This is a genomic window from Pseudomonas sp. E141 (genome assembly GCF_052659885.1).
The window spans coordinates 5,405,664-5,418,867 of the sequence record NZ_CP084024.1; the positions used below are offsets into that span (position 1 = coordinate 5,405,664).

12 protein-coding genes are annotated in these 13,204 nt (G+C 60.0%); 8 read left to right on the forward strand and 4 right to left on the reverse strand.

The genetic code is table 11. The features are described from left to right. Positions 1-4 precede the first annotated feature (4 nt). The 3 genes from GKKCFE_RS24240 to GKKCFE_RS24250 all read left to right on the forward strand — a co-directional run bounded on the left by GKKCFE_RS24240 (position 5) and on the right by GKKCFE_RS24250 (position 2,583). Positions 5-1,600, forward strand: coding sequence for a GMC family oxidoreductase N-terminal domain-containing protein (locus GKKCFE_RS24240; RefSeq protein ID WP_445577192.1), 1,596 nt, complete (start codon positions 5-7; stop codon positions 1,598-1,600). A 115-nt stretch (positions 1,601-1,715) separates the two neighbouring features. Beyond that, entirely contained in the window at positions 1,716-2,195 is a 480-nt protein-coding gene (gene coaD, locus GKKCFE_RS24245; RefSeq protein WP_007897855.1) for a pantetheine-phosphate adenylyltransferase, read from the forward strand. Positions 2,196-2,331: 136 nt separating this feature from the next. Then, positions 2,332-2,583 carry a YfhL family 4Fe-4S dicluster ferredoxin gene (locus tag GKKCFE_RS24250; protein ID WP_047226031.1) on the forward strand — a complete coding sequence of 84 codons (252 nt, stop codon included), beginning with the start codon at positions 2,332-2,334 and terminating at the stop codon, positions 2,581-2,583. Between the two features lie 148 nt (positions 2,584-2,731). Here the strand turns inward: GKKCFE_RS24250 and GKKCFE_RS24255 are convergent, their stop codons facing one another. The 3 genes from GKKCFE_RS24255 to GKKCFE_RS24265 form a co-directional block, all read right to left on the reverse strand. Continuing rightward, on the reverse strand, positions 2,732-3,049 hold the full coding sequence (locus GKKCFE_RS24255) for a hypothetical protein (protein ID WP_047226032.1): 318 nt from the start codon (positions 3,047-3,049) through the stop codon (positions 2,732-2,734). A 62-nt stretch (positions 3,050-3,111) separates the two neighbouring features. After that, the gene (gene mutM, locus GKKCFE_RS24260; protein WP_445577193.1) at positions 3,112-3,924 is read right to left on the reverse strand and encodes a bifunctional DNA-formamidopyrimidine glycosylase/DNA-(apurinic or apyrimidinic site) lyase; all 813 of its coding nucleotides are present in this window, start codon (positions 3,922-3,924) and stop codon (positions 3,112-3,114) included. A gap of 45 nt (positions 3,925-3,969) precedes the next feature. Beyond that, on the reverse strand, positions 3,970-4,785 hold the full coding sequence (locus GKKCFE_RS24265) for an HDOD domain-containing protein (RefSeq protein ID WP_339490511.1): 816 nt from the start codon (positions 4,783-4,785) through the stop codon (positions 3,970-3,972). A 199-nt stretch (positions 4,786-4,984) separates the two neighbouring features. Between GKKCFE_RS24265 and GKKCFE_RS24270 the strand changes: the two genes are divergently transcribed. The 5 genes from GKKCFE_RS24270 to ilvD all read left to right on the forward strand — a co-directional run bounded on the left by GKKCFE_RS24270 (position 4,985) and on the right by ilvD (position 11,923). Beyond that, the gene (locus GKKCFE_RS24270) at positions 4,985-6,181 is read left to right on the forward strand and encodes a class I SAM-dependent rRNA methyltransferase (RefSeq protein ID WP_047226035.1); all 1,197 of its coding nucleotides are present in this window, start codon (positions 4,985-4,987) and stop codon (positions 6,179-6,181) included. A 405-nt stretch (positions 6,182-6,586) separates the two neighbouring features. Then, the gene (locus tag GKKCFE_RS24275) at positions 6,587-7,669 is read left to right on the forward strand and encodes a SagB family peptide dehydrogenase (RefSeq protein ID WP_445577194.1); all 1,083 of its coding nucleotides are present in this window, start codon (positions 6,587-6,589) and stop codon (positions 7,667-7,669) included. Then, the gene (locus tag GKKCFE_RS24280; RefSeq protein ID WP_445577195.1) at positions 7,666-8,619 is read left to right on the forward strand and encodes a diiron oxygenase; all 954 of its coding nucleotides are present in this window, start codon (positions 7,666-7,668) and stop codon (positions 8,617-8,619) included. The genes GKKCFE_RS24275 and GKKCFE_RS24280 overlap by 4 nt, the downstream gene beginning before the upstream one ends. Next, positions 8,612-9,814, forward strand: a complete 1,203-nt coding sequence (locus GKKCFE_RS24285; RefSeq protein ID WP_139048930.1) for an MFS transporter — start codon at positions 8,612-8,614, stop codon at positions 9,812-9,814. Before GKKCFE_RS24280 ends, GKKCFE_RS24285 begins: the two co-directional genes overlap by 8 nt. A gap of 267 nt (positions 9,815-10,081) precedes the next feature. Beyond that, entirely contained in the window at positions 10,082-11,923 is a 1,842-nt protein-coding gene (gene ilvD, locus GKKCFE_RS24290; RefSeq protein WP_047226039.1) for a dihydroxy-acid dehydratase, read from the forward strand. Positions 11,924-12,094: 171 nt separating this feature from the next. Here the strand turns inward: ilvD and GKKCFE_RS24295 are convergent, their stop codons facing one another. Then, complete coding sequence (locus GKKCFE_RS24295; protein ID WP_107321390.1) at positions 12,095-13,150, reverse strand: phosphorylcholine phosphatase; 1,056 nt, start codon at positions 13,148-13,150, stop codon at positions 12,095-12,097. Positions 13,151-13,204: the final 54 nt, after the last annotated feature.

The window sequence follows — 13,204 nt, forward strand, 5'->3', positions numbered from 1 at the left end:
CAACATGCCCGTACCCGATCTCTTCCGCGAAGGTCTTGCCCGCGGCTGGACCACCTACAACGGTGCGCAGTTGACCCAGGACCTGACCCTGGAAGCGGACGTTGCGATCATCGGCAGCGGCGCCGGCGGGGGCACCACGGCAGAAATTCTCAGCGCCGCCGGCTACAAGGTGGTGTTGATCGAGGAGGGTCCCCTCAAGACCAGCCATGACTTCAAGCTGCTCGAGGAGCAGGCCTACACCAGCCTTTATCAGGAAGGCCTCGGACGCATGAGCAAGGACGGCGCCATCACCATTCTTCAGGGTCGCGCGGTGGGTGGCACGACATTGATCAACTGGACCTCCTGTTTCCGCACGCCCGATCAGACCCTGGATCACTGGGCCACCGAGCACAACGTCAAGGGCCACAGCCCCGCGGAAATGGCGCCCTGGTTCGAAAAAATGGAACAGCGCCTTGGGGTGGCGCCCTGGCAGGTTCCGCCCAATGCCAACAACGACGTGATCCGCAAAGGCTGTGAACAGCTGGGCTATAGCTGGCACGTCATCCCGCGCAATGTGCGCGGTTGCTGGAACCTGGGCTATTGCGGCATGGGCTGCCCGACCAACGCCAAGCAGTCGATGCTGGTCACCACCATTCCGGCCACGCTGGACAAGGGCGGCGCGCTGCTTTACCTGGCACGGGCCGAACGGCTGATGATCAAAAACGCTGCGGTTGTCGGCCTCGAATGCCTGGCCATGGACGAACGTTGTGTGGCACCGACAGGACGGCACGTCACGGTCAAGGCGCGGCACTACGTACTGGCCGGCGGCAGCATCAACAGTCCGGCCTTGCTGTTGCGCTCCGAAGCGCCCGACCCGCACGGACGCCTGGGTAAACGCACCTTCCTGCACTTGGTGAACATGTCGGCCGGTCAATTCGACGAGGTGATCAATCCGTTCTACGGCGCACCACAATCGATTTATTCAGATCATTTCCAGTGGCAGGACGGCGCCACCGGCAAGATGTCCTACAAACTGGAAGTTCCGCCCCTGCACCCGGCCCTCGCCGCCGCGCTACTGGGCGGGTTTGGCAGCGAGAACGCCGAGCATATGGCGCAACTGCCCCACACCCACGCCATGCTGGCGCTGTTGCGCGATGGTTTTCACCCCGACAGCAGCGGCGGCAACGTTCAGTTGCGCAGCGACGGCACACCTGTGCTCGACTATGCGGTGTCTCCTTATGCCTGGGACGGTTTGCGCCGGGCGTTTCACAGCATGGCCGAGATTCAGTTTGCCGGCGGCGCCAGGGCGGTCATGCCGATGCACAGCGACGCCCGTTACGTGAAAACCCTGGCCCAGGCCCGTACGCTGATCGACGACCTGGACCTGGCCTTGTACCGCACGCGCCTGGGCAGCGCCCATGTGATGGGTGGTTGCGCCATGGGCGAAGATCCGAAAAGCGCCGTCACCGACAGCCTTGGGCGACATCATCAATTGAGTAATCTTTCCATCCATGACGGCTCGCTGTTCCCCACCAGCATTGGCGCCAATCCGCAATTATCGGTGTATGGGCTGACGGCACAATTGGCCACATCCCTGGCCGATCGCTTGAAAAACCCATGAGTTGGCGGATTATTCGCACTGTCTATAGTGCTTACTTACCTTACAGCCGACTTGGCCGACCGAGTAGGCTGCGATACCATCCGACTCCCCAACGGACACCCGCCAGGACGACGCGATGAACCGAGTGTTGTACCCAGGTACCTTCGACCCTATTACCAAGGGCCATGGCGATCTGGTCGAACGCGCCTCGCGCCTGTTCGACCATGTGATCATCGCCGTCGCCGCCAGCCCGAAGAAAAACCCGCTGTTCCCGCTGGAGCAACGTGTGGAGCTGGCCCGCGAGGTCACCAAACATCTGCCCAATGTGGAAGTGGTCGGCTTCTCGACGCTGCTGGCGCACTTTGCCAAGGAAAAGAACGCCAATGTGTTCCTGCGTGGCCTGCGTGCGGTCTCGGACTTCGAATACGAGTTCCAACTGGCCAACATGAACCGCCAGTTGGCGCCGGACGTCGAAAGCCTGTTCCTGACGCCGTCGGAGCGCTACTCCTTCATTTCCTCGACCCTGGTGCGCGAAATTGCGGCGTTGGGCGGCGATATCACCAAGTTCGTCCACCCGGCCGTGGCCGATGCGTTGACCCTGCGCTTCAAGAAATAACCCGCTGGCTGCGGTCCACTTCGCAGCCAGCACAGCGCAGTCCATCGCGCCCGCGTGCACTGCGATCGCCAATGCGGCACAATTGCGCACATACGTTTTTCAGATGCCCGGGCCCAACGCCCCGGCAGGAGCCTGCATGTCCCTGATCATCACCGACGACTGCATCAATTGCGACGTCTGCGAACCCGAGTGCCCGAACGAGGCCATCTCCCAAGGCGAAGAGATCTACGTCATCGACCCGAACCTCTGCACCCAGTGCGTCGGCCATTACGACGAACCTCAGTGCCAACAGGTCTGCCCGGTAGATTGCATTCCGCTGGACGAGGCCCATCCGGAAACGGAAGAACAGTTGATGGCGAAATATCGCAAGATTACTGGCAAGGTTTGAGCCAGGTAGTTTTGTAGGGCCTGTGCCGGCCTCATCGCGAGCAGGCTCGCTCCCACAGGGTTCTGTGGTGGCGACACCATTCATGTCTTAAGCAAAATCCCTTGTGGGAGCGAGCCTGCTCGCGATGAGGCCCGCAGCCACAGCGACATCACTCCTGCTCAAACCCCTCCCCAACACACCCCAGGCACCGCACAAATGTCGCCTTCGCCGGGTCCACCACCAACGCCTTCCCCGCATCGCCGACGCCACCGCCCAACGCCGTAAAGGGTAACGACACCACAAATGCCCCGGCACCGATCACGGTGGCGGCGAGCAGCAGCGGACGGGCGATCAGCAGGTCGCCGATCATGGCGTAGGCCGGCGGATTCTGGATGGTGTAGCGCGGGTCGCCGCTGCCGCTGTTCGCCTGGGCAGGCAAACCGAGACACAACAGCAGCGCGAGAACGACAGGTCGAAGCAGATTCATCGGGCGATCCTTCGGCTAGGCAGTATGACAACTGACTATAGGACTATAGACCGCAGGACGGATCAGCTCTGACAGCGTGGGCACCAGACGCTGGCGCGCTGGCCCAGGCGAATCTCCCGCAGCCCCGTACCGCAGACCTTACATGACTCGCCGCCCCGGCCATACACGAAGAGTTCCTGCTGGAAGTAACCCGGCTGGCCGTCTCCCCCGATGAAATCACGTAGCGTCGTACCGCCGCGCTCGATGGCATGGGCAAGGATGCGTTTGATCTCGAGCGCCAGTTTCAGATAGCGCGCCCGGGAAATGCCCCCGGCTTCGCGGCGTGGGTCGATCCCGGCGGCGAACAGCGCTTCGGTCGCATAGATATTGCCCACCCCCACCACCACCGCGTTATCCATGATGAACGGCTTGACCGCCATGGAGCGTCCTCGGGAAAGCTGGAACAGACGCTCGCCATCGAATAGATCGGTCAACGGTTCCGGCCCGAGGCGAATCAGCAATTCGTGGTTGAGCGGGTCGAGGCTCCAGAGCATCGCCCCGAAGCGGCGCGGGTCGGTGTAGCGCAAGGCCAGGCCGGATTCCAGTTCGATGTCCACATGCTCATGTTTGGCGGCAGGCATGCCGACTTCCACCAAGCGCAGGTTACCGGACATGCCCAAGTGGCTGATCAAGGTGCCGACTTCGGCGTTGATCAGCAGGTACTTGGCCCGCCGCTCCACCAGCACGATCCGCTGACCCGACAGTCGCACATCAAGGTCTTCGGGGATCGGCCAGCGCAAGCGCCGGTCGCGTACGACCACACGGCTGACACGCTGCCCTTCCAGGTGGGGAGCAATTCCGCGGCGGGTGGTTTCGACTTCCGGCAGTTCTGGCATGGGGGTTCTCGAATAAGGCGAAGGCCTGGTGCTGGTTTTCGATGCTTAGCGCGTGGCGAGGTCGCGAATTTCCTGCTTCTGGGTCTGGAAATCGTATTCCGACAAACCGATGTAATCGAGCACCAGAGCGCCGACACAGGCCCACTCATGATCGACCGGCTGATTGCCCAGGACCCGGTGCGATGCGCAGATGTTTTCGGACATTTTCAGGATCGCCAGCAGGTTTTTCAGCTGACTGTTGTTGCGTGACGTCTCATCGCTGAAAATCGCCAGGGCGTTGTGATGGTTGGCGATGGCCTGGCTGACATGGTCCGGCAGGCGCCAGGATTTGGAAGTGTAGTACCCGACCACCGCATGGTTGGTGTTGAATTCGCGGTTCTCGGTGTCCACCACCCGGCACTCGGCGCTGGCATTGGCGTAGGCCTGCTCCAGCACACTCATGTAGTTGGGGAACTGCTTGAGCATCAACGGCACGCCGCAATCATGGAACAGCCCCAAGGCGTAGGCTTCATCACCGTTTTCCAGACCGACGCGCTTGGCCAGGGTCAGGCAGGTCATCGCCACGTCCTGGGCCGTATCCCAGAAGCGATTGAGGGTGACGATGGCATCATCGTGCAGCTCGCCCTTGATCGACTGCGCGTTGATCAGGTTGATGATCGAACGGCTGCCCAGCAGGTTCACCGCGCGCTGGATCGAAGTGATCTTGTTGCGCAGGCCGTAGTACGGCGAATTGACGATCTTGAGCAAGGCACCCGAGAGGCCCGGGTCATGGGAGATCAGCTTGGCAATGGTCTCCAGGTCCGGATCAGGCATGTACTGCTCCATCTGCAGATCCACCATGATCTGCGGCTGGGGCGGCACACTGATGCCTTGCAGGGACTGTTGGATCTGTTCGGCGGAAAGCTCTTGGGACATGGGCATACACTCTGGGTCAGGCGGCGATTCTAACCCTTAAAGATGGATCCGATACACCGTCGGACAAATCGCGCCACATGTCCATCACAAGCCCCGCACAGGCCGCAACACGCTATACTCCCGCTCTTTTTTCCGGAGCGACGTCATGTCCCTGCCCAGCCTGCGCCTCAAAGCCAACGCCGACCGTCGCCTGCGCGCCGGCCATCTGTGGGTCTACAGCAACGAAATCGATGTAGCCGCTACCCCGCTGCACGGCTTCAAGGCCGGCGACCAGGCCATCCTCGAAGCCGCTGGCGGCAAGCCGTTGGGCATCGTCGCGATGAGCCCCAACAACCTGATCTGCGCCCGCCTGCTGTCCCGTGACGTGAAGCTGCCGCTGGACAAATCCCTGCTGGTGCATCGTCTCAACGTGGCGCTGTCGTTGCGTGAGCGCTTGTTCGACAAGCCGTTCTATCGCCTGGTCTACGGCGACTCCGACCTGCTGCCTGGCCTTGTAGTCGACCGTTTCGGCGACATCCTGGTGGTGCAGATCGCCTCGGCCACCATGGAAGCCCACAAGGACGACGTGATCGCCGCCCTGACCCAGGTGCTCAAGCCCAGCGGCATCCTGTTCAAGAACGATTCCGCCGCCCGCGATGCCGAAGGCCTGAACCGCTACGTCGAGACCGTGTTCGGCCTCGTACCGGAGTGGGTCGCCCTGGAAGAGAACGGCGTGAAGTTCGAAGCTCCAGTCATGGCAGGTCAGAAAACCGGCTGGTTCTACGACCACCGCATGAACCGCGCACGCCTGGCGCCGTATGCCAAGGGCAAGCGCGTACTGGATCTGTTCAGCTACATCGGCGGTTGGGGCGTGCAGGCCGCTGCGTTCGGAGCCAGCGAAGTATTCTGCGTCGACGCCTCGGCCTTCGCCCTCGATGGCGTAGAGCGCAACGCGGCGTTGAATGGCTTTGCCGAAAAGCTGACCTGCATTGAAGGCGACGTGTTCGAAGCCCTGAAAGAACTCAAGGCCAGTGAAGAGCGTTTCGACGTCATCGTTGCCGACCCGCCAGCGTTCATCAAGCGCAAGAAAGACCTGAAAAATGGTGAAGGCGCCTATCGCCGCCTCAACGAACAGGCCATGCGCCTGCTCAGCAAGGATGGCATCCTGGTCAGCGCTTCGTGCTCGATGCACCTGCCCGAAGACGACCTGCAAAACATCCTGCTGACCAGCGCCCGGCACCTGGACCGCAACATCCAGCTGCTCGAACGCGGGGGCCAGGGACCGGACCATCCGGTACACCCAGCCATCGCCGAGACCCGCTACATCAAGAGCATCACCTGCCGGTTGCTGCCCAACAGCTGAATCATTTGCTGACCCTTATTAAACGCAGCCCTGGCTGCGTTTTTTTTTGCACGTGTGAAAAGTTACCGAGCGCTTAAGCAAAAGCCTACAAAATAACTTTTTGTATGAGTCATCCCACATTATTACTGGAACTTTCCTACTCAATATCCGCTTGCCAAGCACTCATTAAAAACTATGATTGAACTGTCACTTCGCAAGTGATGACCCTCGAAAAAAACAACATTTATTCAAACCGCTTATTCAAAAAAGGAGCTGTATCATGAAAGCAATCAATCTGGAAGCTAACAAGATCGCAAACCTGGCCGGCCTGATTGTTCCAACAGGCCGCTAAGTAAGTAAAGGGTGGAGCTGAGGAGTGCCGGCGCCTCAGCCCATCCATGCTCGCCCCCTCAGCGGAAAACCTTAATGCATATAAATCCGTGCGTTTTCATACTTGCGCGCCCGCCGCACCAGATTGTATGGAACTATGAGCAGCACACTCAGTTCGAGCTCGATCTGCATTATTCAACGCGACTGGCACAACTTATTCACAACCCTTCACACTTCGACACTTGCAACCCCCTCGACATTGAATTCCTGAATGCCGGCATATTGACTGCAGAACCCAAGGAAGCCCTCGAATGGCGATGGGACGAGTTATCCAGAATATTTCATATCGGCACAAAAAATATTCCTTGCGAAAGTGTTCCCCAAAATGTCGAGGAATGGGCAACCCTGTACCTGCAGCATTGCCAAGAGGTTCTATCATCACCGCCGCCGGCCTGCCGCATAAAACCGTGCCCGGTTGACCGGATTGCCTTGACGCCCTGCTCCCTGGTCGACATCGAGGACGTTTCGCTGGGACAGACGCTTGTCAGTCGAAGCACCTCTCGCTCATTCAGCGAACGAGCCATTTCAATCGAGCAGGTCAGCACCCTCCTCTACCTGACCCTGGGTTACCTGAACGAGCGCCCTTTGGCTCACGAGACCGGTCATCCCGAAACGCTGGGCGCGCGACGCAGTAGCCCCTCGGGCGGCGGCCTGAATGCCTGCGAAGGTTACCTGTACGTGCGTCACGTGGCCGGGCTGGAGCCGGGAATCTACGCCTACCATCCGGCCGAACATGCCTTGAGCCTGATCCGGTCACTTCCGGATGAACCGCTGGGGCAATTGTTAGCCGGACAGCACTTCATCAATCCGTTGCCATTCGGGCTATTCATCACTTCGCGCTTCGACAAGCTCTGGTGGAAGTACGAACACTCGCGCGCCTATCGAATGGCGTTTGTCGAAACGGGCCACGTGTCCCAGACCTTTTTGATGGTGGCGACTGCGCTAGGCCTCAAGACCTGGCTGACCGGGGCATTGAGCGACCGTCAGGTAGAACGGCTGCTTGACCTTGAAGACACTCCCGAACAGCCGTTGTTTTTTGTCGGCTGCGGTCATGGCGATGGGCAGGTCCACTGCCAGGCGCTGATGGCGCTGGTCAATGGCCAGGACTCTGCATCATGAGCGGCCCGACCTTCACTCAGAGGCCGCGCTACACCTTGGGCGACTGGGATAAAAAAGCTGCGGTGCGCGTGCGCAAAAACCACTACCGCCTACCCGACGATCTGGAGCATCAACTCGCCAGTCGGGACTGGTTTGCGCCAGCCTTCATACCCTATATCGAACATCCGCTGATCAATAAGGCGGGGCGCGCCATTGCCCAACGCCTGGCGGCCAATCACCTGGTGTACTTCCTCGACTACACCACCTTACTCGAACACCGGGTGGTCAATCGCGCAGTGGAAACCATCGTCCATGGCGAACTGAGCGTACCCATCCCCAGCCAGATGAAAACCGCCGCCCTGCAGCTCTACACCGACGAGGGTTACCACGCACTGTTTTCCAATGAAGTGGCCGAACAGATCGTCGCCCTGTACGACATCCGCGACCGCTCGCTCCCCAGGCGCATCGACCGCCTGCTGGGCGTGATCGAAGCCACAAGCCCCCCGGATCGCCCTCTGGCGTGGTTTCTGCTGGGGTTCGTTTCCGAAACGATCATCGCCAAGGAGCTGCTGGCCATTACCCGCGAGACCTTGGTCTCCACGGTTTACCAGATACTCAGGAATCATCTCGAGGACGAGGCACGCCATAGTCGCTATTTCAGCGAGGTGTTCCAGTATCTGTGGTCCGCCCTGGCCCCTGACCAGCGTGCTCTGGCCGCAAGGCTGCTGCTGGACATCATCGGCCTTTACTTCGAGCCCGACATCCCTTGGTTAACGCGTAGCCTCGCCAGCGCCGGCTTTGACGAACAGGACGGGTTGAAGATCGTTGCAAACCTCCTGCAACCGGACGCTCACGCCCAGCGAGTTCGCTCGGGGGCAGTCTCGACCTTCACAGCCATGCAGCAGGCAGGTTTCTTCGATGACGACCCCAATCGGCAGAGGTTCTTCCAGGCGGGGTTTATCGATGGCTGACACTCATGATCTCGCCACACGCAAAGCGGCCACTGTCGGCTTATTGTTGATGCTGACCTTGCTCGGCGTATTCCCCATCGATGTGGTGCTGCCTTCGTTTCCGGCGCTGTCCGCACACTTTGAGCGTCCATCGCCCGATATCGCCCTGTCTGTCAGCCTGTTCGCAGTGGGGATCGCAGTGTCCCAACTGCTGGTCGGCCCGCTTTCCGACGCCATGGGACGAAAGAACCTGCTGCTGATCGGGATCATCGTCTCGGCCGTTGGCGCGACCGGGTGCGTGGTTGCCAATGACTACTGGTCCTTCCTGCTTTTCCGGGTCATCCAAGCCGTGGGATGCGGTTGTTTCGTGCTCTCTCAGGCACTGATCCAGGACCTGTTTACAGGCCAGGAGCAGCAGCGATTACGGATTTTCCTGGTCACCTGCGGTGGCATTTTCATTTCCGTTTCACCCTTGGCCGGCACCGGACTGCAAAGCTGGATGGGCTGGCGCGGCAGCTTCCTGGTATTCATTGCCCTGGCTGTCAGTGTGTTCTTGAGCGCCAGTCTTCTACTCAAGCCTTTGCCAGCGGATAGCCAACCCAGGCGCCCGGACTTCATTGCGTCCTACCGGACGGTATGCAGTGACTTCAACTTCATGGCCTACTGGCTGACGTCAGCATTGGCTTTTTCCTGCCATTTCTCGTTCATCGTCATCTCACCGCTGGTTTTCATTGACCAGCTGCAACTGTCGCCGCAGGCATTTTCGCTGACGTTGCTGGGCTACGGGCTGGCCTATATCGGCGGTGGAGCGGTCGCGACCGTGCTGAGCAATCGGATCGACCCACAGACGCAAATCCTCACGGGGCTGTGCCTGATCCTGACGGCGGGAGTGTTGATGCTTGGGCTCTCCAGCCATCTGGGCTTGTCGGTCACCACGCTGCTACTGCCCATGATCGTGTGCACCGCCGGAACGACCATTGCTCGTGCGGCGGCCCACACCCGAGCAATGAATATCTTCCCCGAGCAAGCCGGTACATCGGCCTCGGCGGGCAGCGTGCTGATCTTCATTGTCGGCGGTTTGACCAGCGCTGCGCTCAGCCTCACTCCGCTGGACCTGCAAACCACCCTGGCTCTATGCCTGATGTTGCTCAGCCTCCTGGGGCTGGCACTCAATGGCCTGCTCCGGCATCGTCACAGGACGCTGTTGACGGGTTGAACATCGCCAGTCGTCATCCCGAGCACGACATTGGCACCCGATCAGCGCTTTGCGTCATTTCATCCTGACGCCAGGGGTGTAGAATCGCGACATTCATCGCCATTCATCCCCGGCGGGTTTATGAGCTCATGCTGAGGCGCGCAGCGATCCTGCAAAGTCATCGGCCACTTCCGGACACACGGCCAAACCCGGGTGTTCCAGACGTCAACAGAAGCTCACTTCCCATTGATACCTGATACGTACCTGATTTGCCGCCCGGAGTGCTCCATGCCTGATTACCGCTCGAAAACATCCACCCATGGCCGCAACATGGCCGGCGCCCGTGCGTTGTGGCGCGCCACGGGGATGAAGGATGACGACTTCAAGAAGCCGATCATCGCCATTGCCAACTCCTTCACCCAGTTCGTGCCAGGCCATGTTCACCTCAAGGACCTGGGTCAACTGGTTGCCCGGGAAATCGAACGCGCGGGTGGCGTAGCCAAAGAGTTCAACACCATTGCCGTGGATGACGGTATCGCCATGGGCCACGACGGCATGCTTTATTCGCTGCCCAGTCGCGAGATCATCGCCGACTCCGTCGAATACATGGTCAATGCCCATTGCGCCGACGCCATCGTGTGCATTTCCAACTGCGACAAGATCACCCCCGGCATGCTCATGGCGGCCTTGCGCCTGAACATCCCGGTGATCTTCGTTTCCGGCGGCCCGATGGAAGCCGGCAAGACCAAGCTCGCCAGCCATGGCCTTGACCTGGTCGACGCCATGGTGATCGCCGCCGACTCCAGCGCTTCCGATGAAAAGGTCGCGGAGTATGAGCGCAGCGCCTGTCCGACCTGCGGTTCGTGCTCCGGCATGTTCACCGCCAACTCGATGAACTGCCTGACCGAAGCCCTTGGCCTGGCCCTGCCGGGCAACGGTTCGACCCTCGCCACCCACAGCGATCGCGAACAGCTGTTCCTGCAGGCCGGCCGGACCATCGTCGAGCTGTGCAAGCGTTACTACGGCGAGGATGACGAGTCGGTGCTGCCGCGCAACATCGCCAACTTCAAGGCGTTCGAAAACGCCATGACCCTGGACATCGCCATGGGCGGCTCCACCAACACCATCCTGCATTTGCTGGCCGCCGCCCAGGAAGCCGAGATCGATTTCGACCTGCGCGACATCGACCGTCTGTCCCGTCACGTGCCGCAGCTGTGCAAGGTCGCGCCGAACATCCAGAAGTACCACATGGAAGACGTGCACCGCGCTGGCGGGATCTTCAGCATCCTCGGCTCCCTGGCCCGTGGTGGCCTGTTGCACACCGACCTGCCGACCGTACACAGCAAAACCATGGCCGAGGCCATCGCCAAGTGGGACATCACCCAGACCACCGACGAAGCCGTGCATCATTTCTTCAAGGCCGGCCCGGCAGGCATTCCAACGCAAACGGCGTTCAGCCAATCGACTCGCTGGGAAACCCTGGACGATGACCGTGAAAACGGCTGCATCCGCAGCGTCGAGCACGCGTACTCCAAAGAAGGTGGCCTGGCTGTGCTGTACGGCAACATCGCTCTGGATGGCTGCGTGGTGAAAACCGCCGGCGTCGACGAATCGATCCATGTGTTCGAAGGCAACGCCAAGATTTTCGAAAGCCAGGACAGCGCCGTGCGCGGGATCCTCGCCGACGAAGTGAAGGCCGGCGATATCGTGATCATCCGCTACGAAGGGCCAAAAGGTGGTCCGGGCATGCAGGAAATGCTTTACCCCACGTCCTACCTGAAGTCCAAAGGACTGGGCAAAGACTGCGCACTGCTGACCGATGGCCGTTTCTCCGGCGGCACCTCGGGCCTGTCCATCGGCCACGCTTCACCGGAAGCCGCTGCTGGCGGTGCCATCGGCCTGGTGCGCGACGGCGACAAAGTCCTGATCGACATTCCGAACCGCTCGATCAACCTGCTGATCAGCGATGAAGAACTGGCCGGACGCCGTGTTGAACAGGACAACAAAGGCTGGAAGCCGGTGGAAGTGCGTCCGCGCAAAGTCACCACCGCCCTCAAGGCCTATGCCCTGCTCGCCACCAGCGCCGACAAGGGCGCGGTGCGTAACAAGGCGATGCTCGACGGGTTGTAAGCGTCCATAGACGGCAATAAAAAATGCCCCACCACAAGGTGGGGCATTTTTTTGCAGTGAAACAAACCATCGATGATCAACTGTTCGAGACTGCTTGCGAAGGCGGTGTGTCAGTCGGAATCGATGTTGAATGTGCCGCCGTCATCGCGAGCAGGCTCGCTCCCACAGGGTTTACTGGATATCTTCCGGCTTGACGATCACCCAGTTCTTGTCCGCCGTCACTGGCAGCCCTTCCTTGGCCTGGGCCGCGGCGTGCTTGGCCATCATGCCGTTGATCTGGTCCATGTACTTGTCCTTGCGGTTGACCCACAGGTGAATGCCACCCTTGGCCACGTTCACATCGTGGAACAGCATGTAGCCGTCGCTGCTGGGGGTGTCGCCAGCCACAAGCACCGGTTTTTTCCATTCGTCGATGTACGTCAGGATTGCCGCGTGCTTGCCGGCCATCCAGGTCGCCGGAGTCCACAGATACGGTGTGTACTCAAGGCTCAGGTTGGCCTTCTCGTCATATTTGCCATTGCTGATCTGCTTGCGGGCGGTGGTCAGTTCGCCGGTCTTGCGATCCTTGAGCAACGTGGTCACGCCGATGATGTTCTGCGGCTTGAGGTTGTAGCCGTACTTCGGATCGGCGGCGACCATGCGCACCAATTCTTCCGAAGCCGCGGTCATGACATAGACCTCGATGCCGTTTTCCATCAGTTTGTTGTACAGCTCGACCTGACCGGTGAAAATCTTCGGCGGGTTGACGTTGTAGTTGACCACCTTGTCGCCGTCGTAATACGTGGTCGGGACCGGCTTGCCAGAAGCCATCAATTCGTCGACGTAGCCTTTGAGTTCTTTGAGGGTAAAGCCGGAAAACACCTGGGCGACCCAGGGGTAGCAGACCATGTCGTCCACTTCGCACAAACGGTAGTAGTAGCTGAACAGGCTTTCCTTGTGTTCGGCCGTGTCTTTGAACGGCATCAGCTTCAGAGATGGGTCGAGGGTTTCGCGGGTGATGAGGCCCTTGTTCTCCATGAACGGCAGCAAGGACTCTTCCAGGTCATAGCGGTAACTGGTGTTGTCCATGTCGAACACCGCGTAGTTACCTTTGTTGGCGTTGGCCGCGATCATCGCGTCCAGCGCCTTGGCCTGTTCCGCTGGCCAGTGCTTGAGCTCAGTGGCGAGCGCCTGGCCAACGAGGCCCAGGCCCATGGCGACAACGAGAAGGTGAGGTGCAAGCTTCATCGGCGTTTCTCCAAGGTTCAAAGAACTCGACGCTAACAAATGCTTGTGACGTTT

Bases quoted from the DNA above. Each gene is read 5' to 3' on its own strand.
- GKKCFE_RS24240 (WP_445577192.1), top strand. From the start codon at position 5: ATGCCCGTACCCGATCTCTTCCGCGAAGGTCTTGCCCGCGGCTGGACC.
- coaD (WP_007897855.1), top strand. From the start codon at position 1,716: ATGAACCGAGTGTTGTACCCAGGTACCTTCGACCCTATTACCAAGGGC.
- GKKCFE_RS24250 (WP_047226031.1), top strand. From the start codon at position 2,332: ATGTCCCTGATCATCACCGACGACTGCATCAATTGCGACGTCTGCGAA.
- GKKCFE_RS24255 (WP_047226032.1), bottom strand. From the start codon at position 3,049: ATGAATCTGCTTCGACCTGTCGTTCTCGCGCTGCTGTTGTGTCTCGGT.
- mutM (WP_445577193.1), bottom strand. From the start codon at position 3,924: ATGCCAGAACTGCCGGAAGTCGAAACCACCCGCCGCGGAATTGCTCCC.
- GKKCFE_RS24270 (WP_047226035.1), top strand. From the start codon at position 4,985: ATGTCCCTGCCCAGCCTGCGCCTCAAAGCCAACGCCGACCGTCGCCTG.
- GKKCFE_RS24275 (WP_445577194.1), top strand. From the start codon at position 6,587: ATGCATATAAATCCGTGCGTTTTCATACTTGCGCGCCCGCCGCACCAG.
- GKKCFE_RS24280 (WP_445577195.1), top strand. From the start codon at position 7,666: ATGAGCGGCCCGACCTTCACTCAGAGGCCGCGCTACACCTTGGGCGAC.
- GKKCFE_RS24285 (WP_139048930.1), top strand. From the start codon at position 8,612: ATGGCTGACACTCATGATCTCGCCACACGCAAAGCGGCCACTGTCGGC.
- ilvD (WP_047226039.1), top strand. From the start codon at position 10,082: ATGCCTGATTACCGCTCGAAAACATCCACCCATGGCCGCAACATGGCC.
- GKKCFE_RS24295 (WP_107321390.1), bottom strand. From the start codon at position 13,150: ATGAAGCTTGCACCTCACCTTCTCGTTGTCGCCATGGGCCTGGGCCTC.